Annotated in this window: 19 protein-coding genes; 9 read left to right on the forward strand and 10 right to left on the reverse strand. The window is 56.6% G+C overall.

The window, feature by feature from the left end:
* Positions 1 to 2,319, reverse strand: coding sequence for a DUF3141 domain-containing protein (locus AC3WK5_RS18590; RefSeq protein ID WP_103315395.1), 2,319 nt, complete (start codon positions 2,317 to 2,319; stop codon positions 1 to 3).
* A 252-nt stretch (positions 2,320 to 2,571) separates the two neighbouring features.
* On the opposite strand from AC3WK5_RS18590, the gene phaP reads away from it, so the two are divergent.
* Positions 2,572 to 3,135, forward strand: coding sequence for a TIGR01841 family phasin (gene phaP, locus AC3WK5_RS18595; RefSeq protein ID WP_103315394.1), 564 nt, complete (start codon positions 2,572 to 2,574; stop codon positions 3,133 to 3,135).
* A 35-nt stretch (positions 3,136 to 3,170) separates the two neighbouring features.
* Here phaP and phaR read toward each other — a convergent pair whose 3' ends face one another.
* Positions 3,171 to 3,704, reverse strand: coding sequence for a polyhydroxyalkanoate synthesis repressor PhaR (gene phaR, locus AC3WK5_RS18600; protein ID WP_103315393.1), 534 nt, complete (start codon positions 3,702 to 3,704; stop codon positions 3,171 to 3,173).
* 539 nt (positions 3,705 to 4,243) lie between these two features.
* On the opposite strand from phaR, the gene AC3WK5_RS18605 reads away from it, so the two are divergent.
* Positions 4,244 to 5,809 (forward strand): methyl-accepting chemotaxis protein, encoded by a 1,566-nt coding sequence (locus AC3WK5_RS18605; protein ID WP_103315392.1) that lies wholly within the window; start codon positions 4,244 to 4,246, stop codon positions 5,807 to 5,809.
* A gap of 354 nt (positions 5,810 to 6,163) precedes the next feature.
* Here AC3WK5_RS18605 and AC3WK5_RS18610 read toward each other — a convergent pair whose 3' ends face one another.
* Both AC3WK5_RS18610 and osmE read right to left on the reverse strand, forming a co-directional pair.
* A complete protein-coding gene (locus AC3WK5_RS18610) occupies positions 6,164 to 6,550 on the reverse strand; it encodes a hypothetical protein (protein ID WP_158248911.1) in 387 nt (128 codons plus the stop codon).
* Between the two features lie 230 nt (positions 6,551 to 6,780).
* The gene (osmE, locus tag AC3WK5_RS18615) at positions 6,781 to 7,146 is read right to left on the reverse strand and encodes an osmotically-inducible lipoprotein OsmE (protein WP_103315390.1); all 366 of its coding nucleotides are present in this window, start codon (positions 7,144 to 7,146) and stop codon (positions 6,781 to 6,783) included.
* A 309-nt stretch (positions 7,147 to 7,455) separates the two neighbouring features.
* Here osmE and AC3WK5_RS18620 point away from each other — a divergent pair, with 309 nt between their 5' ends.
* Positions 7,456 to 7,791 (forward strand): hypothetical protein, encoded by a 336-nt coding sequence (locus AC3WK5_RS18620; protein WP_103315425.1) that lies wholly within the window; start codon positions 7,456 to 7,458, stop codon positions 7,789 to 7,791.
* A 150-nt stretch (positions 7,792 to 7,941) separates the two neighbouring features.
* On the opposite strand, the gene AC3WK5_RS18625 is transcribed toward AC3WK5_RS18620, so the two are convergent.
* Both AC3WK5_RS18625 and AC3WK5_RS18630 read right to left on the reverse strand, forming a co-directional pair.
* The gene (locus AC3WK5_RS18625; protein WP_054593280.1) at positions 7,942 to 8,520 is read right to left on the reverse strand and encodes a DUF4337 domain-containing protein; all 579 of its coding nucleotides are present in this window, start codon (positions 8,518 to 8,520) and stop codon (positions 7,942 to 7,944) included.
* A 66-nt stretch (positions 8,521 to 8,586) separates the two neighbouring features.
* On the reverse strand, positions 8,587 to 9,492 hold the full coding sequence (locus AC3WK5_RS18630) for a LysR family transcriptional regulator (protein WP_103315389.1): 906 nt from the start codon (positions 9,490 to 9,492) through the stop codon (positions 8,587 to 8,589).
* Between the two features lie 94 nt (positions 9,493 to 9,586).
* Here AC3WK5_RS18630 and AC3WK5_RS18635 point away from each other — a divergent pair, with 94 nt between their 5' ends.
* The gene (locus AC3WK5_RS18635; protein ID WP_103315388.1) at positions 9,587 to 10,576 is read left to right on the forward strand and encodes an SDR family oxidoreductase; all 990 of its coding nucleotides are present in this window, start codon (positions 9,587 to 9,589) and stop codon (positions 10,574 to 10,576) included.
* A gap of 33 nt (positions 10,577 to 10,609) precedes the next feature.
* Here the strand turns inward: AC3WK5_RS18635 and AC3WK5_RS18640 are convergent, their stop codons facing one another.
* Positions 10,610 to 10,804, reverse strand: a complete 195-nt coding sequence (locus tag AC3WK5_RS18640) for a hypothetical protein (protein ID WP_054593277.1) — start codon at positions 10,802 to 10,804, stop codon at positions 10,610 to 10,612.
* Positions 10,805 to 10,920: 116 nt separating this feature from the next.
* On the opposite strand from AC3WK5_RS18640, the gene AC3WK5_RS18645 reads away from it, so the two are divergent.
* The 3 genes from AC3WK5_RS18645 (at position 10,921) to AC3WK5_RS18655 (ending at position 12,332) form a co-directional block, all read left to right on the forward strand.
* Positions 10,921 to 11,241, forward strand: a complete 321-nt coding sequence (locus tag AC3WK5_RS18645; protein ID WP_054593276.1) for a YbjQ family protein — start codon at positions 10,921 to 10,923, stop codon at positions 11,239 to 11,241.
* A gap of 189 nt (positions 11,242 to 11,430) precedes the next feature.
* The gene (locus AC3WK5_RS18650; protein WP_054593275.1) at positions 11,431 to 11,622 is read left to right on the forward strand and encodes a hypothetical protein; all 192 of its coding nucleotides are present in this window, start codon (positions 11,431 to 11,433) and stop codon (positions 11,620 to 11,622) included.
* Positions 11,623 to 11,987: 365 nt separating this feature from the next.
* A complete protein-coding gene (locus AC3WK5_RS18655) occupies positions 11,988 to 12,332 on the forward strand; it encodes a hypothetical protein (protein WP_054593274.1) in 345 nt (114 codons plus the stop codon).
* A gap of 131 nt (positions 12,333 to 12,463) precedes the next feature.
* Here the strand turns inward: AC3WK5_RS18655 and AC3WK5_RS18660 are convergent, their stop codons facing one another.
* Together AC3WK5_RS18660 and AC3WK5_RS18665 are read right to left on the reverse strand one after the other, a co-directional pair.
* Positions 12,464 to 12,790 (reverse strand): helix-turn-helix domain-containing protein, encoded by a 327-nt coding sequence (locus AC3WK5_RS18660; RefSeq protein ID WP_019689429.1) that lies wholly within the window; start codon positions 12,788 to 12,790, stop codon positions 12,464 to 12,466.
* Positions 12,771 to 13,025, reverse strand: coding sequence for a type II toxin-antitoxin system RelE family toxin (locus AC3WK5_RS18665; RefSeq protein WP_103315387.1), 255 nt, complete (start codon positions 13,023 to 13,025; stop codon positions 12,771 to 12,773). Before AC3WK5_RS18665 ends, AC3WK5_RS18660 begins: the two co-directional genes overlap by 20 nt.
* A gap of 256 nt (positions 13,026 to 13,281) precedes the next feature.
* Between AC3WK5_RS18665 and AC3WK5_RS18670 the strand changes: the two genes are divergently transcribed.
* On the forward strand, positions 13,282 to 13,974 hold the full coding sequence (locus AC3WK5_RS18670; protein ID WP_103315386.1) for an HAD-IA family hydrolase: 693 nt from the start codon (positions 13,282 to 13,284) through the stop codon (positions 13,972 to 13,974).
* Positions 13,975 to 14,055: 81 nt separating this feature from the next.
* Here AC3WK5_RS18670 and AC3WK5_RS18675 read toward each other — a convergent pair whose 3' ends face one another.
* Entirely contained in the window at positions 14,056 to 14,802 is a 747-nt protein-coding gene (locus AC3WK5_RS18675) for a 3-oxoacyl-ACP reductase family protein (RefSeq protein WP_054593270.1), read from the reverse strand.
* A gap of 125 nt (positions 14,803 to 14,927) precedes the next feature.
* Between AC3WK5_RS18675 and AC3WK5_RS18680 the strand changes: the two genes are divergently transcribed.
* The gene (locus AC3WK5_RS18680) at positions 14,928 to 15,851 is read left to right on the forward strand and encodes a LysR family transcriptional regulator (protein WP_103315385.1); all 924 of its coding nucleotides are present in this window, start codon (positions 14,928 to 14,930) and stop codon (positions 15,849 to 15,851) included.
* Positions 15,852 to 15,956: the final 105 nt, after the last annotated feature.

Raw genomic sequence — 15,956 nt, forward strand, 5'->3', positions numbered from 1 at the left:
TCATTGAGGCTTTGGACCTTTTGTTGCTTTGCGCTTTGGGGCTTTAACGACGATGGTGGGAGCGGGTAGGGGGACTTCGAGCAGCGTGTGCAGTTCACGCCAGAATTTTCCTTCGGTTCCAGCAGTCGAGAGCAGTTCAGGCATTAATTGCCCAACAGCTGTCAGCACCTGTTGGCGTTCCTTGGCTTCGGGTAGCAACAAGGGCAGGCTGCGCAAGCTTTCTTGCGGGTGGGCAAAAACCAGCAGGTTCTGCAATCGGATGGCTTCGCGCAGGGCTGTGGGCTCAGTGCTGTAGTCCTGGACCAGCAAGTGCACCTGCTGGATCAGTTTCTCTATGCTTTCCTTGCCTGCCTTGTCGCTGTCGCGGCCCAGCAAAAACAGAATCCGCACCAACGCTTCCAGGGGGCCGCCATGGGGCAGCGCATCCTGCAGGCGTTCGATCAGGGCCTGGTCCTGCTGGTCGGCGTGTGCCTGGAGATTTCGCACCGGACTGTTGCTGGTGAGGGCACCCAGTGCGCCGTAGATACCGTAAAAACACAGCTCCTGAGTGGCGTCACGCACATCGCGATAAGCATTCAGGGCGTCTTGTATCTGGTTGGAGAACAGCTCCTGCCACGCCAGCAACGGGTTGTCCTGGCGTGCGGGACGACGATCGCTGCTCACTTGGGAGGCGGCCCCGGCTAACCACCACAGCGCCGGATTCAGGCTGCTCCATAGTAATTGCTGCTGATGGAAGGGGTGCGTCCTGCGTATCAGTTCGGCAATGGGCTCGTTGACGACTTGACGCAGCCACGGGCGTATGAACCCGTCGTAAAACTCGCTGTTGATTTTAGAAGCATGCTCCACCAGAGAGAATTCGCGATCGTCATCACGGGCTGGCTCGACGTCATCATGGATATCAGCGATTCGCCTTGATTCGAAACTCACGCTGTATTGCACGTCACCGCTGCCTGAGGGGGCCGGCAGATCGTCGATCAGCATTTCGTATAGCCCTGCCGGCAGCGCATTGATGGCTTCGACTGCACCAAGCAATTCACGGTGTTCACGCCGCGCCACCTTGCCGGAAACAAAGATGCCCAGATGGCCGATGCTGGCGTGTCGCAGGTAGACGATGGTACGCCCTGCATCATGCAAGGCGAGATCGCTGGGATAGACATCGGCGATCCAGTTCAACGCTTGCTGGGGAGGGGTGATGTTGTCTCCGTAGGAGCAGAACACCACCACCGGTACTTCGATCCGTTTCAGGTCGATACCGGAGCTCTTGCGGCCAAGGCCGCCGGACAACTGGTTGCCGATGAAAAGGTCATCGACAATCATCTCGATCTCTTCGCCGTTGAGCAGGGTCGGGCTGCCCCACCAGCGTTCGAAGTCGAGAAAGCGCGCAGCCTCACTGTCGATCTGGCTGAACAACTGGTAGTACTTGCCCCAATAGGTGTTGGCCGGGTCCAGGTTTTCGAAATTGCTGACCAGCCAGGTGCCGTCGAAACGGTTATTGCCCAAGTCGCTGCCCAGGCGAGCCATCCAGCCACCACCCAGCAGGCCACCGGTGTAACGCATCGGATTGCGTCCATTGACACCGGCCCAGTACGACAAGGGGGCACCATTGATAATGATCAATCCCGGCAGTTCCGGCCGTGTTGCCGCCAATCCCATTAAGGCCCAGCCGGCCTGGCAGTTGCCGATAATGATCGGCTTGCTGTTGGCCGGGTGAAGGGTGCTGACGACCTCGATGAACCGGGCCTGGGCTTCGACGATATCGGCCAGGGTTTGCCCAGGCTGTGGTGAGTGGCTGAAAGAGATGAAATAAGTGGGGTGGCCGGCTCTGAGGCTTTCGCCTAATACCGAATCCTGTTTGAAACCGCCGATTCCCGAACCATGGCCGCCGCGCGGGTCAATGATGATCACCGGCTGGCCATTGCCGTCGATTTTTTGCTCGGGACCCAGGAGGATTCGCAGCAGTGAATAGTTGACCGGGCGCGGGAGGTCGGCGCCTGCGATCAGGGTTTCATGATCGAACTTGAGCAGCAGCGGATACCCGGCGCGTTCATGGGCCAGCGTATTGTCGCCGCGCTGGCGCAGGGTGTCCCAGAACAGCAGGCAGCGTTGGCCAAGGTCGGTGACATATTCCTGCCATTCAGCAGGCGTAGGTTGTCTGAGTTGACCCTGCTTCAGCGGCGCGAGGGTTTTTTCCTGGCGCTGGCGCAAAGCATCAAGGATGTTCAGCGTATTGAGGCGCTGCAGATGACTCAGGTGTTCGAACAGGCCGCGTTGAGAGAAGGGTTTTTTATATTGCGATGCAATAATGTCTTCCTGGCCCATGGTGATCTCCTGAGGTTATGCATGCGAAGCAGCGGTCTGCGGCTCATTGATGAATGAGGCCCAGGCTGTCCGCTTGATGTCAGGAGTCTATAGCGAATACCAGCCGTGGTGGAAAAACTTTTGTGCGCTGCACAAAAAAACCATTGCCAAAAAAAATTGTGCGCTGCAATATTAAATCTAGCGCGATGACCGGCAGGATCGCTATCGCGTCCTCAGGCCTATGCCGGCCTTTCAGAATCAGGAGATTCAAGCATGTCTTTTTTCAACTCGGAAAAATTGCAAGACGCTCAGAAAGCCAACCTAGACCTCCTGCAGCAAATCAGCGGCAAAATCTTCTCCAGTGTTGAACAGCTCAGCCAATTGCAGTTCAAGACACTGCAGGCCTCCACCGAGGAGCAGTTCGAAGTCTTTCGCAAGCTGCTGGCAGTCCGTGATCCACAAGGGTTCGCTGAGCTCCAGGCTTCTTTCACCCAGCCAAATGTACAAGCCGAACGCCTGGCTGAGTTCAATCGCCAGGTGCAAGCGTTGATTGTCGGCACTCACTCGGAAATCACCAAGCTGGCCTCGCGTCAGGTCGAGGCGGGCACCCAGCAGGTGCAAGAGTTCGTTGACGTGATCAGCAAGAATGCACCGGCTGGCTCCGAGCCTGTTGTGGCCGCATTCAAGTCGTCGCTGGCGAATGCCGGTACCGTTTTTGAAAGCGCACAGAAAGCCGTAAAACAGGCTGCTGACGTTGCCCAGAGCGGTTTTGAGGCAGCGACCGCAGCAGCCGGCAAAGCCGCTCCAGGTGCCAAGGCTACAAGTGGCAACAAGTAAGTCACATTAGAGCGGTTGAACGGATGGCGATGGGTTTACTCCCCATCGCCATTTTTTTTCGTCCTGCCACCGGCACCCGGCTTGCCTGGTGGCATGCCGCCGAACAGGCCGAAGAGGTTCTGAGTGTTCAGGTAGAGGGCTTTCGACTGGTCTACATACTGGCGCATCAAATCCTGCATGACCGGTGCTTGCTGGTGCATGAACTCACTCCAGGCTTCAGAGGACTGAGCTCCGGTCTGGGACTGGATGTCGATGACCGTCTGGATGCTTTTATCCAGGTAGCTGCCGAGGACACTCTGGTAGGGACCGTAGAACTGGATAATCCCCATGAGCATCTCACTGGAGAATATCGGCTCACCGCCACTTTCGGCTTCCAGAATGACCTGCAGCAAAATACTTCGGGTCAGATCCTCGCCGGTCTTGGCGTCGACCACCTCGAACGGGATTTTATCGACGACCAACTGGCGTATATCCGCAAGGGTCAAATGACTGCTGGTGTGCGTGTCATATAGACGGCGATTCGGGTACTTCTTGATCAGACGGGTGGTGTTCCGACTGTTATCTGTCATGCGGGGCTACTCATGGCGAGCCTGATTTACGGGCATCTTATCCTACTCTGACCACTGCCACTCCAATGCGTCGCCCCACGCGGCACGCACTGGGTGTTCAGAGTAAGGACTTGTTTCATCTTTTGAGTGCGATCCACGCTACGGGTCTTTTGCTTGTGCTTTTTTTTTGCAGGCGTTAACCGAAGAGGCCTACCGCTCGATCGTCTTGCTCCAACGCGCATTCCATTCCGGCCGCCGTTGGTTGACCTGATGCCAATCGATAGAGATGGCCTTCGCAAATATTCGGTGGGCAGGCCTGATATCTCATTCCGCATGTATGGAAATGATGCGAGCTTTCAGGTCGTCCATGAAAGTCTCCAGCCTGTTTGAAACGCTATTTATCCAGGGTATTCAATGATATAGCGGCACGCTTTTGGATCCAATTTAATGGAGTTTGAGTAATGCAACTCATTGTTATTAAAAGAGTTTTTGAAAAATACGGCTAACCTTTTCCTGGTGCCTGCCGATGGCACTTTTACAGGACACAGGGAGCAGTAGGAATGAGAAACAACCAACCCGTTACACAACGTGAAATCGCGCTTGCACCTCAACAAAAACTGATCTCGACAACCGATGCCCGAGGCGTCATCACTTACTGCAATGACGCCTTCGTCGAGATCAGTGGTTTCGACCGGGCCGATCTGATTGGCGCCCCTCAAAACATCGTTCGCCATCCTGATGTGCCACCCGCCGTTTTTGCCCATATGTGGGGCGCTCTCAAGCAAGGCAATCCCTGGATGGGGATCGTCAAGAACCGCTCCAGGAATGGCGATCACTACTGGGTCAACGCTTACGTCACACCGATTTTTGAAGGCAGCCAAGTGGTTGGTTTTGAGTCGGTCCGGGTCAAACCTACCGCCGAACAGATCCGCCGCGCCGAAGCCCTCTACAAGCGCATCAGTCAGGGAAAGCCGGCCATTCCCACTCGAGACAAGTGGCAACCTGTCCTCCAGGATTGCCTGCCGTATCTGGTTATGGGGCTGGTGGGCACTTTGGGGGGGATGTTCCTCGATTCCACGCTGGCTTTTGTCGTCGCGGCAGGCGTCTCGGTTCCATTCGGCCTGATGACGTCCCGCTGGCAAAAGCAAAGCACTTTGCGTCTGTTGCGGATGGCTGAACCGTCCACGTCCGATCAACTCATCGCTCAGATGTACAGCGATGAGCGCGGGCCTCAAGCACGTTTGGAAACGGCTTTTGTTAGTCAGACTGCACGGCTGAAAACCTGCCTGACGCGCCTTCAAGACACTGCTGAGCAACTCAGTGGGCTTGCCGGAAGGTCCAACGTTCTGGCGTCCGATAGCTCACAAGGTCTTGATCGCCAGCGTGTCGAAACCGAGCAAGTGTCCGCGGCGGTCAATCAAATGGCGGCGACTACGCAGGAAGTCGCGAGCCATGTCCAGCGCACCGCTGACGCCACCCAGGAGGCTAACCAGCTGACCGGGCGCGGACGCGATGTGGCCAGAGACACCCGAGAAGCCATCGAGCGTCTTTCCGCGGTGGTCGGTGAAACCGGGCAAACGGTGGCGCAGTTGGCCAAGGACAGCAATGAAATCGGCACAGTCGTCGACGTGATCAAGGGCATTGCCGATCAAACGAACCTGCTGGCCCTGAATGCCGCGATCGAAGCGGCACGTGCTGGCGATATGGGTCGAGGCTTCGCCGTGGTGGCTGACGAGGTTCGTCAGCTGGCGCAGCGCACGTCTGAGTCGACGACACAGATCCACGGCCTGATCACCAAGCTCCAGGCGTCCTCCAATAACGCTGTGCAGACCATGGAAAGTGGTCATCGTCAGGCCGAAGAGGGCGTGGCGTGGGTACTTGAAGCAGACAAGGCGTTGGTGGGTATCAGCGAAGCAGTAGCCAATATCACCGACATGACCACTCAGATTGCGGCCGCTACCGAAGAGCAAACCGCCGTTGCCGAGGAAATCAGCCGCAATATCAGCACCATTGCGCACCTGGCAGATCAGACTTCAGAGCAAGCCCATCACTCGGCAGAGCTCAGCAACGAGCTGACTAAAACGGCGGCCACTCAGTACTCACTGGTCGAGCGGTTCAATCGATAACCTGATTCTCTGCGTATATGGCAACAGTGCCACGCTGATCCTGAAGCAGGTGGGGTTGGCGTGGTACAAGACGCGCAGGGCAGATGCGTTTGGATAGTACAGTTAACAAAAGCAGCCCATTGACCAATGTTGGTCAGTTAATAGATTCAGGGCACGATGCATGACCCGTAGCAGCAGGCTTCGCCAGCTGCTACGGGGGTGATACGGCTTAACTGATGGGGTAGAAAATGAATCAAAACACGGCCGGCAGGATGACCCGTGAAACTTTTTGGTATCCGGTTGCCGTTGCGACTGGCCTGATCGGCACGGTGGCTGCGGTCACTGCGGTGTTGATCAGGCTGCCGTCGGCCATTGTCATCTCTCCTCTTGGTCGAGTCCCGAGATGGGGTGCGAGCATCCCGCTTCCAGATGTCGATAGGTGTCGATATCTGTCAGGCAGAGCATTTTCCTGCCATCCCTGAGCTCAATCCAGAACGTCACGTCTGCATCAGCCCGGGTCATGGCGGTGTCTGTCACGGACCAGGTGGGGGCAATAGCCATCGCAGCGGCCAAGCCCATACCGGCACAGCGTTGTGTCAGTGCGATCGGAGTTTGGTTTATGACGTTAATGTGTTTGATATCGGTAACCGGGACACTGATACCTGGCCACGGATAGAGCGCTGTCTCGATACTGACCACACCGGAGTCGTACGCCCCCACTCCATGAAGAAAATCACCAGCTAGAACATTGATTTTAGCCATGTGGAAATCCTCCCGACATCTGTTGCATCAGGGGCTATTGATGTTTTGTGATGACCGCTGCGGCGGCCCATTTGATGTAGGGCATCGCAACCCGGTTCGCCACCAAACGTCAACAGATCCAGAATATTCCACGCCCCAAAAAGGGGCGCGTCAACGACTCTGCGACGAAATACTGTTGAACTGATGTCGGAGAGGGAGATAGAAGACCGTGAGGGCAGGGCTGTCATAGGCTAATAACCGCCACCACCCATCCCGCCGCCCGTACTGCCAGATGGCTCTCTGGCCTTTTGCTGCATATGACTCCATTCCGCACACGTCATAAAGCTCTTGTGGTCGACTTTGCCTCGACCATCAAAACTGACATTGAACGTGTGCTTTTGGCCGGCTTGCGTGAGCATGTAGTCAAAACAGGTGCCGGGCTCGACGGTGCGATCACTGATTGATAAAGGCTTGCCGCCGATTTGCTGGACTTGATCCTTGCTCATGCCCATTTCTACTTTTGCGACCAGCGGTTGCTCTCGATAGACCGATGTCTCGGAGCTGCATCCAGCCACCGCGGACAGCACGACGACCAGTGCGAATAGACGGGTGTTCATGACTGGGCTCCCGAAAGTGAGTGTTGTGAAGAAACTCTTGGGTGCATCAATAAAAGTAAAGTCGAGTTCGGTGGTGTACGCCAAATATCCTCAAGGCTGAGGCATTGGCGTGCAAGGGAAGGGCAGATAACAGGAAACCCACGCGTGGCGGGGTTTGCGAAAAGAAGCAGAGCGATTTTCAGAAACGCTTGAAGACGTTCCTTTTCGATAGGTTTGTTCTCAATAATGCAACAGTGCGTTCCCTTAATTACGCTGGATGTCTACCCGGCCTCGCGTTACATTTGCCACATTTTATTGCAGAGAATAATTATGCGAATTTTGATAGGTGCGCTTGCTGTTGCAGCGTTGGCGGGGTGCTCTTTGCCGGCCTCCTTGGTTCCGGGAGAACCAAATGTCAGCGAGATCACTGCCAAGGTTCCCAAGGATTACGCCCAGTGCGTTCTGCCGGCCTGGCAGCGCGAGATTCCTAAAACCACCCAGACCTCGATTTCAAACGGCTACCGGATTACTGCGCCGAGCGTTGTGACGGCCGATGAGACGCTGGATATCGTGAAGTACAAGAATGGGAGCCGCGTATCGCTGTATCAAGGCCCGCCGTGGGCCAAATCCCGCGCTCTGATGAAGTCGGTGCACGACTGTTTGTAATTCCTGCCTGATGAATTGACGTTGGAATGATGCCGGATGCGCGCACCACTGCTTTGGCTGTCTGTTCTGGTCACGATTGTTTATTGATTGCCTGCTTGCCAAAAAGCCGGGTCGAAGGGGGATGACCTGATGTCGTCCCCCTCAATAAACTCATAGATGCAACCACGCCAGCGAACCCAGCACGACGCTAATGCCAGCGGCACTGTACGCGACCCGTTTCAGCCACTCCTTACGCGTCAACAAAGTGATCGCTGCCAGCGAAATGGCAATCTGAATCGCCGTCATTGCCTGTGCCCAACGGTGATGCTGGTGCAATACCAATTCTGATTTTTCATCCCACTCGCGAGCTTCTGCTTCGAGGGCTTCCGCTTTCTTGCGCACTTCTTCTTTTTCGGTTTTGTAGCGTTGCGCTTCGGCGGTGTAGTGCGCAGCATCGAGGCCGGGGATGTGTATCGCCAGTTCAGAGAGGTTTTGTCGGCTGGATTTCGCCTGGTAGTAATTCCACTCGTTGGAGGCTTCGGTTTTCTTGATGGCGGCGTTGTTCTTGTCCATGGCCGCTTCGCTTTCCGTGGAGCCCGCCTGATAGCTGAGCATGGCGCCGATGGTTGCCATGATCGCCGTCATCACCGCTATCTTGCTGGCGAAACTGTCCCCACGGGCCTGGGCGTGTTCGGTCGCGTGTTCCAGATGCTTTTCGTGGGGGCTGGGGACTTCGAAGTCTTCAGTCATGGCTGTGAGTCTGCAGGAGTGAATAGGTATCAAATTGTAACTGGAGTGGATGCCTAAGGCGCTATCTCAATCATCCTGCCCATCCGGACTTGCATACTGCTGCAACCCTTCAACCAGCGCGTCGAAGGTCGCGCGGCATCGCGGGCTATTGCGCAAGTCTTCATGCATGGTGACCCAGGTGTCCAGTCCCAGCGAAAACGTCGTCGACAGCACGCGTTGCAATGCTGCATCACGCTTGGCCAGCGGAACCTGGCAGAAGCCGATGCCGGCCCCCGCGCGTATCAATGCCAGCTGCGCCAGATCGCTGTCGCTGCTCAGTGAGAAGAGCTGGCGGTCAATGCCTTTGATGGACTTGGTGATATTGCGGATAAAGGCGTTCGGCTGGTCGTAGCCGATGATCGAATGGCCGGCCAGTTCGTTGAGGTCGCGCGGCATGCCATGTTGGTTCAAGTACTCGGCACGCGCATGTAGCCCAAGTTCGATTTTACCGATCCGACGCGCCACCAGCTGCTCTTGACGGGGGCGCATCATGCGCACGGCGATGTCGGCTTCGAGCTGCAAGAGATCGACCACACGATTAGTCAGTACGAGTTCTACTTTCAACGCCGGGTGTTGTTGGCGAAGCCGGGTGATGATGGGCGGCAATACTTCGACGCCAATCACGTCGCTGGCTGAAATACGGACAATCCCGTGTACAGCCGCGCCTTGACTTGAGGCGGCTCGCTCAATCGAGGCCGCTGTACTTTCCATGGTTTGTGCGTGGGCGCGCAGGGTCAGTGCCACTTCGGTGGGCATCAGCCCTGTTTGTGATCGTGTAAACAAAACGACATCCAGCGCTTTTTCGAGCGCGGCGATGTGCCGGCCGACCGTTGGCTGTGTGATGCCGAGCAAGCGCGCCGCGCCCGACAGCGATCCTTCATTGAGTACGCCCAGGAAGGATCGATAGAGCTCCCAACCAATATTCGATGCCATGCATAAATGTATAGCGTCACGCTGATCTTCTGCAATTTATCTATAGCGTCCATTCGCTCAGGATCAAGCCCTCTATAACCTTGAGGTGTCAGGCATGAACGGCAATAAAGTGCTGGTACTGGGAGCGACAGGAGGGATTGGCGGGGAAGTGGCGCGTCAATTGAAAGACGCCGGTTGGGAGGTGTGCGCGCTAACACGTCATCTCGAAAAAGCTGTCGATCAACAAGCGGACATCACGTGGTTACGCGGTGATGCGCTGAATCGGCAGGAGGTTATCGAGGCCGCGAAAGGCTGCTCGGTGATTGTGCATGCGGTCAATCCGCCGGGCTATCGTCGATGGCCGGAGCTGGTGTTGCCGATGCTCGACAACACCATCGCTGCGGCCGTGATCGAGGGTGCAACCATTGTGCTGCCCGGCACGGTTTATAACTTTGGCCCTGATGCTTTTCCGGTATTGCATGAAAGCTCACCGCAGCAGCCGCTTACCCGAAAAGGCGCTATTCGGGTGGAGATGGAGCAGCGCTTGCGCAAGGCTGCTGACAATGGTGCTCGTGCGTTGATCGTTCGCGCCGGAGATTTTTTCGGGCCGCGAGCCGCTAGCAACTGGTTTTCCCTCGGCTTGATCAAGCCGGGGATACCCGTCAAAGCAGTGAGTTATCCAGGTGAGCAGGGCGTTGCTCACCAGTGGGCCTATCTGCCTGACGTTGCGCGGACCATGGTCGAGTTGCTGGAGCGCCGCACCACTCTCCAAGCCTTCGAAAGATTTCATATGGCTGGTCATCTGGATACCGACGGTACTCGAATGAGCCGTGCTATCCAGCGTGTTGTTTATCGGCACGCAGGCATGGAGCCGCGTGTGACAGCGTTCCCGTGGTGGTTGCTGACACTGGCTTCGCCTTTTGTCGTGACCTTCCGTGAAATGCTGGAAATGCGTTATTTGTGGCGCACGCCAGTGCAAATGGACAATGCGCGATTGATCGAGGTGCTGGGTCGCGAGCCGCATACGCCGTTGGATGAGGCTGTCGAAGCGGCGTTGCTGGGCATGGGGTGTATCCGTCGAGACGGCTTGGCGACTTTTTCCTGATGCAAGAACACTAACAGGTGTCTTCATTGGCGGTCACTGACCGACTTGAGTTTCGCAGACAAAGTAATTGCTCTTTCGATTCTTGGCGGTGAGATCGATCGTCAGCTTTTTGGCTGCTGCCATGCATTGTTTGTAAGCATCAGCGTGTACCCAGTGTTCCACGGGTATCACCTGGCAGTCAGTGCGGGAGGCGTCAGTGCATAGGTACAGCAGCAAAAATACCGTCATACGACCTCCTGTGCACCCAACATCAAAACCGCGGGATGAACTTAGTCCTTAGTATGTATGTCTCTCCAGCTTCAGCCAGCAGCATGGCTGACACTCAGTCAATAAAGGAATGCCACGTGATCATAACCACCACTCAATCCATCGAAGGCCGTCAGATCGCAGCCTACCTGGACATTGTCAGCGCCGAATCCGTGCAGGGCATCAACGTTGTGCGGGATATGTTCGCCGGAATGCGGGATTTCTTCGGCGGGCGTTCCCAGACGTTGGAAAGGGCGTTGAAGGAGGCGCGAGCCCAGGCAACGGATGAGCTCAAGGAGCGTGCGCAGAGTCTTCGGGCTGATGCGGTGGTCGGGGTGGACTTCGAGATCAGTATGCCCTCGGGCAGGGGCAGCATGCTGGTGGTGTTTGTGACCGGAACGGCGGTGACGCTCAAATAGGCTGATTGACGTTTTATCTGTCAGAAACAGGTAGAGGAAGTCAGAGGCTTTTCCTGGCCGTTCGTCGGGTGTTGCGTATTTGAATCATTGGTCTGGGAATGACCGGCTAGTCTCAGAAACCTTGGAGGTCGGTATTTTTTTAGGCAATCAATTGCTTGCCGGTATCGATCTGTCTGGAGGGACTGATAGATGAGCATTCCTTACATTGAAGATGATGGCGCTGAGTATCCGGTCAACAATTGTGTGCAATGTGGCCAGACGGATTATGTGGCGGGGTTTGGTGAAACACCGACCAAACCGGGCAAGGCCAGGCTGCCAGCGGTGACAAAAAACACCGCAAAGCCGTTTATGCCCAAGGTCTCCGTGCCTGTACGCAAGTAATTGAAAATTAGACTGACCCCGCCTTGAGCGGGGTTTTTTTTGAGTGGTGTCTGAGCGTGTGGCGTGGTGCAGGAGGTTAGTGGGAGCTTGTGACGTGTCATGCGCGGTATCAACATTATTGATTTTCGGGCGTTTCTTTCACGCTTCTTTCACAAGCATATCCGTAGGCTCAACTCATCCGTTAAAAAGCAATTCCATTAGCCCGTCTCCCCAGCGGGCTTTTTTTTTGTCTGCGATAAAACTCTTTGCGTATAAACTGTCCAACCCTCGCGCTCATGAGGGTTGGGCCGGTTCATTGACTGAACCGACGGCCCTTTTTAGCATCCGGTTTTTTACTAATCAGTACCCTTTTTGAGGTTCATGTCATGCGTTTAACTTTGCCTGCTCTGGTTCTGGGTCTTCTGGTCGCTCAAGGCGCAATGGCCGGTGATGGCAGCGCAGCGCTCGGCGGCGGCTTGGGTGGTGCGCTGGGTAATGTGGTCGGTCAGAAGCTCGGTGGCAGCACCGGCGCGGCGATCGGTGCAGGTGTTGCAGGCGCTGCAGGCAGTGCTGCCGGCGCGAAAAAGGGCCATCGCGCTAAAGCAGCAATCGGCGGTGGTGTAGGTGCAGCAGGTGGTTCGGTCATCGGCAACTCGCTAGGCGGCAAGACCGGTTCCGCCATTGGTGCTGGCCTTGGTGGCGCAGCCGGCGGCGCGCTCATGGGCAAGTAAGCGCACTGGTTCCAGCGATACGATTTGAAAAAGCCCGGCTGATTGCCGGGCTTTTTCGTTTTGGGTGACTCGACCCCTGGCACCCCATGCAAGTGCGCTACCTGAATCCAGAGCCTGCAATGACCCGGACTTTACAACTCCAGCTGATCAGCCCTGATCCCGAACGCCATGGCGATCTTTTCCCGAGTGGCTCGGCGCGGTTTGTTTACCGCCTCCTGCTGGGCGAACGCAGGTTGTGAAATCCCCATTCGCTTTGCCACTTCTTCCTGCGTCAGGTTCAAGTGTTCGCGCCAGGCGCGGATTGGGGTGGCACCGTCGACAATACGGCTGACCACCTGATGAGGAATCAGCTCGGTGCCGCCGTGTTGAGCGACATACTGCTGGTAGGGGATGACCACAAAGGCCGGCTCACCGTCCGGGCCGTTGATGATTTGTATGTCAGTAGGTGCGTTCGTCACGTTTTTTGACCTCTTGAATGCTGACCACCTGGACCGAGCCGTCCCAGTCAAACAGAACCCGGTAGTTACCGACTCTCAGGCGATACCCGCAATTGTGCAGGGCCAGCGCCTTGACGTTGATTGCGTCGGGCATGCGCTCCAACTGCGTTACGGCATCGCGGATTTGCACCCGGTGCTCCGTGTGTACCCTGAGCAGTTGCTTTACGGCTTTGCGGGTCCAGTAGATTTCGTTCATGAGAGCTTAATAAGTCTTCCATAAGTTTTGCAATGATTTTCTTATATTTCTATAAGTTACCGTGCGGCGCTTTCCCTGCGCTCACTACACACCCTAGGCCGTGATCTGAGGGGGAGGGGCGGCAAACAGTTGCCGCATGTGAGCCGCGCTCGTTATGCTGCTGTGCCCTTTGGTCGATCCTTTTTTCGGTCGACCAAGGCACTGGCCGTACCTGAGCCGCTTCCCGGAATGTTGTGTTGATAACGGATCAGATGCGATGAATGCACCGCTCGACTTCGGCCCGATCAAGGCCGTGATTTTCGATATGGATGGTCTGCTGCTCGATACCGAGGGTATCTACACCGAGGTCACGCAAATCATTGCTGAACGCTACGGCCGAACTTTCGACTGGCACATCAAGCAGAACATCATCGGCCGCGGTGCTGGCGATCTGGCGCGCTATGTCGTCGAGGCGCTGGAGCTGCCGATCAGCGCCGAAGAGTTTCTGCTGATCCGCGAGCCATTGATGCGTGAACGTTTCCCGCGTGCGCTGGCGATGCCGGGGGCGCAGGAGCTGGTTCAGCATTTGAAGGCGAACAATATTCCGATTGCCGTGGGCACCAGCTCTTCGAGTCAGTCATTCGGGCAGAAAACCACCTTGCATGGCGATTGGTTTGCGCTGTTCGACACCATTGTGACCGCTGATGACCCTGAGGTCGGCGCGGCCAAGCCAGCGCCGGATATTTTCCTCATCGCTGCGCAACGTTTGGGTGTGGCGCCGCAAGATTGCCTGGTGTTTGAAGACTCGCCATTTGGCGTCACAGCAGCAAAAGCGGCGGGAATGACCGCGATTGCCGTACCGGATGCGGCCATGGCCGACGAAAAGTACGCGCATGCCGACAGCATTCTGCGTACGTTAAAAGCGTTCCAGCCGCACGCGTATGGCTTACCGGCACTCGAACAGATGTAACGGGCAAACGCTGAACGACAAAACGCCGGGCAACCTGATCAAGGGTTGCCCGGCGTTTTTTTACGCTGCAAAAATGCTGAATCAGGCGCCAAAACCACCGTCGATGCTCAGGCTGGCACCAGTGATGTAGCCGGCCTCCGGGCCGACCAGGTAAGCAACGAAACTGGCGATCTCGGAGGCAGTGCCATAACGACCAACAGCCATCAACGGGATCAGGCTCTCGGCGAACTCACCGTGGGCCGGGTTCATGTCGGTATCGACCGGGCCAGGCTGCACGTTATTGATGGTGATACCGCGTGGGCCCAGGTCGCGGGACAGGCCTTTGGTCAGGCCGACCAGCGCCGCCTTGCTCATGGCGTAAGGGCCGCCACCGGCGAAGGGCATGCGGTCGGCGTTGGTGCTGCCGATGTTGATGATGCGACCGCCTGCGGTCATGTGTTTGGCCGCTTCTTGAGTCGCGATGAACACACTGCGTACGTTGATCGCCAGGGTTTGGTCGAAGTCTTCGAGTTTGAAGTCTTCCAGCGGGGCGACGGCCAGCACACCGGCGTTGTTGACCAGAATATCGAGGCGACCAAAGGTTTCGACGGTGCTGTTGACGGCATTGCGAATGGCGGCCGCATCAGCGCTGTCGGCCTTGATGGCCAAAGCTTTACCGCCGGTAGCAGTGATGCTGTTTTGCAATTCTTCAGCCTTGGCAGCCGAGCTGACGTAAGTGAAGGCAACCGCTGCGCCTTCAGCGGCCAGGCGTTTGACGATGGCGGCGCCGATACCGCGGGAACCGCCCTGGATCAGAGCTACTTTACCGCTGAGGTTCTGAGTGGTCATGTCTATCTCCAAAGTCCCGAGGCGAAATGTCTCGGTTGATGGAGCCTAGTATCGATACTGGATTACCCCCTGTGTAGACGGTCATTGCTATAGTCTGTGTAAACCAGAAGTTTATAGTGGCGGCCATGGAAACCTTCAGCAGTATCGAATGCTTCGTGCGCAGCGCCGAGGTCGGCAGCTTCGCCGAAGCCGCGCGGCGCTTGAGCCTGACCCCCGCAGCGGTAGGCAAAAGTGTCGCCAAACTTGAGGCGCGCCTGGGTGTTCGGCTGTTTCAGCGCAGTACACGCAGCCTGACGTTGACCGAAGCCGGTCAGTTGTTTCTCGGCGAAGTCAGTGCCAGTCTGCACACCATTCAAAATGCCGTGGCCAATCTGGCCAGCGCTGAAGGGCGTCCGGCCGGGACGCTGAAAGTCAGCATGGGCACGGTGTTTGGGCGGCTGTACATCGTGCCGTTGCTGGGTGAGTTTCTGCGGCGTTTTCCGGCGATCAATCCGGATTGGCATTTTGATAACCGCCAGGTCGATTTGATCGGCCAAGGCTTTGACGCGGCAATTGGTGGCGGTTTTGAACTGCCGCCAGGGGTGGTGGCGCGCAAGCTGACGCCGGCTCACCGGGTGTTGGTGGCATCCAGGGATTATCTGGCGCAGCGCGAGGCGATTCGTGTGCCGGATGATTTAAGTGACTGCGACGGGATTCTGATTCGTTCACCGCAGACCGGCCGCGTGCGTTCCTGGCAACTGACCAGCCGTCGTCAGGAACACAGCCCGCTGAGCCTCAAGGCGCGGATGACCATGAGTGACTCCGAAGCGGCTTGCGCTACTGCGGCGCAAGGCTTGGGGATTGCGTTGGTGAGCATGCCGTTTGCGGTCGGCTACCTGAATGCCGGCACTTTGCAGCGCGTGCTTGCGGACTGGTACGTCGATGATGGCAATATCTCGATCTACTATGCCGAACACAAACTGTTGCCGGGGAAAACGCGGGCGTTCGTGGATTTCATTATCGAGCAGTTTGCCGAGCAGCAATTGGCGCAGCGGTTCAGCGCTGTTTGAGCTTGGCGCAGGACCGAGGTGCTGCCATCGCGGGCAAGCCACGCTCCCACATGGGATCTCCATATGATTGCAAATTTTGCATACGACACGGAGCTGATGTGGGAG

This window comes from Pseudomonas sp. FW306-02-D09B (assembly GCF_058782685.1).

Coding starts and splice junctions, on each gene's coding strand:
- AC3WK5_RS18630 (WP_103315389.1), bottom strand. CDS start 9,492: ATGGCATCGAATATTGGTTGGGAGCTCTATCGATCCTTCCTGGGCGTA.
- AC3WK5_RS18670 (WP_103315386.1), top strand. CDS start 13,282: ATGAATGCACCGCTCGACTTCGGCCCGATCAAGGCCGTGATTTTCGAT.
- AC3WK5_RS18680 (WP_103315385.1), top strand. CDS start 14,928: ATGGAAACCTTCAGCAGTATCGAATGCTTCGTGCGCAGCGCCGAGGTC.
- AC3WK5_RS18640 (WP_054593277.1), bottom strand. CDS start 10,804: ATGACGGTATTTTTGCTGCTGTACCTATGCACTGACGCCTCCCGCACT.
- AC3WK5_RS18605 (WP_103315392.1), top strand. CDS start 4,244: ATGAGAAACAACCAACCCGTTACACAACGTGAAATCGCGCTTGCACCT.
- AC3WK5_RS18620 (WP_103315425.1), top strand. CDS start 7,456: ATGCGAATTTTGATAGGTGCGCTTGCTGTTGCAGCGTTGGCGGGGTGC.
- phaR (WP_103315393.1), bottom strand. CDS start 3,704: ATGACAGATAACAGTCGGAACACCACCCGTCTGATCAAGAAGTACCCG.
- AC3WK5_RS18665 (WP_103315387.1), bottom strand. CDS start 13,025: ATGAACGAAATCTACTGGACCCGCAAAGCCGTAAAGCAACTGCTCAGG.
- AC3WK5_RS18655 (WP_054593274.1), top strand. CDS start 11,988: ATGCGTTTAACTTTGCCTGCTCTGGTTCTGGGTCTTCTGGTCGCTCAA.
- AC3WK5_RS18650 (WP_054593275.1), top strand. CDS start 11,431: ATGAGCATTCCTTACATTGAAGATGATGGCGCTGAGTATCCGGTCAAC.
- phaP (WP_103315394.1), top strand. CDS start 2,572: ATGTCTTTTTTCAACTCGGAAAAATTGCAAGACGCTCAGAAAGCCAAC.
- AC3WK5_RS18590 (WP_103315395.1), bottom strand. CDS start 2,319: ATGGGCCAGGAAGACATTATTGCATCGCAATATAAAAAACCCTTCTCT.
- AC3WK5_RS18610 (WP_158248911.1), bottom strand. CDS start 6,550: ATGGCTAAAATCAATGTTCTAGCTGGTGATTTTCTTCATGGAGTGGGG.
- AC3WK5_RS18625 (WP_054593280.1), bottom strand. CDS start 8,520: ATGACTGAAGACTTCGAAGTCCCCAGCCCCCACGAAAAGCATCTGGAA.
- osmE (WP_103315390.1), bottom strand. CDS start 7,146: ATGAACACCCGTCTATTCGCACTGGTCGTCGTGCTGTCCGCGGTGGCT.
- AC3WK5_RS18675 (WP_054593270.1), bottom strand. CDS start 14,802: ATGACCACTCAGAACCTCAGCGGTAAAGTAGCTCTGATCCAGGGCGGT.
- AC3WK5_RS18635 (WP_103315388.1), top strand. CDS start 9,587: ATGAACGGCAATAAAGTGCTGGTACTGGGAGCGACAGGAGGGATTGGC.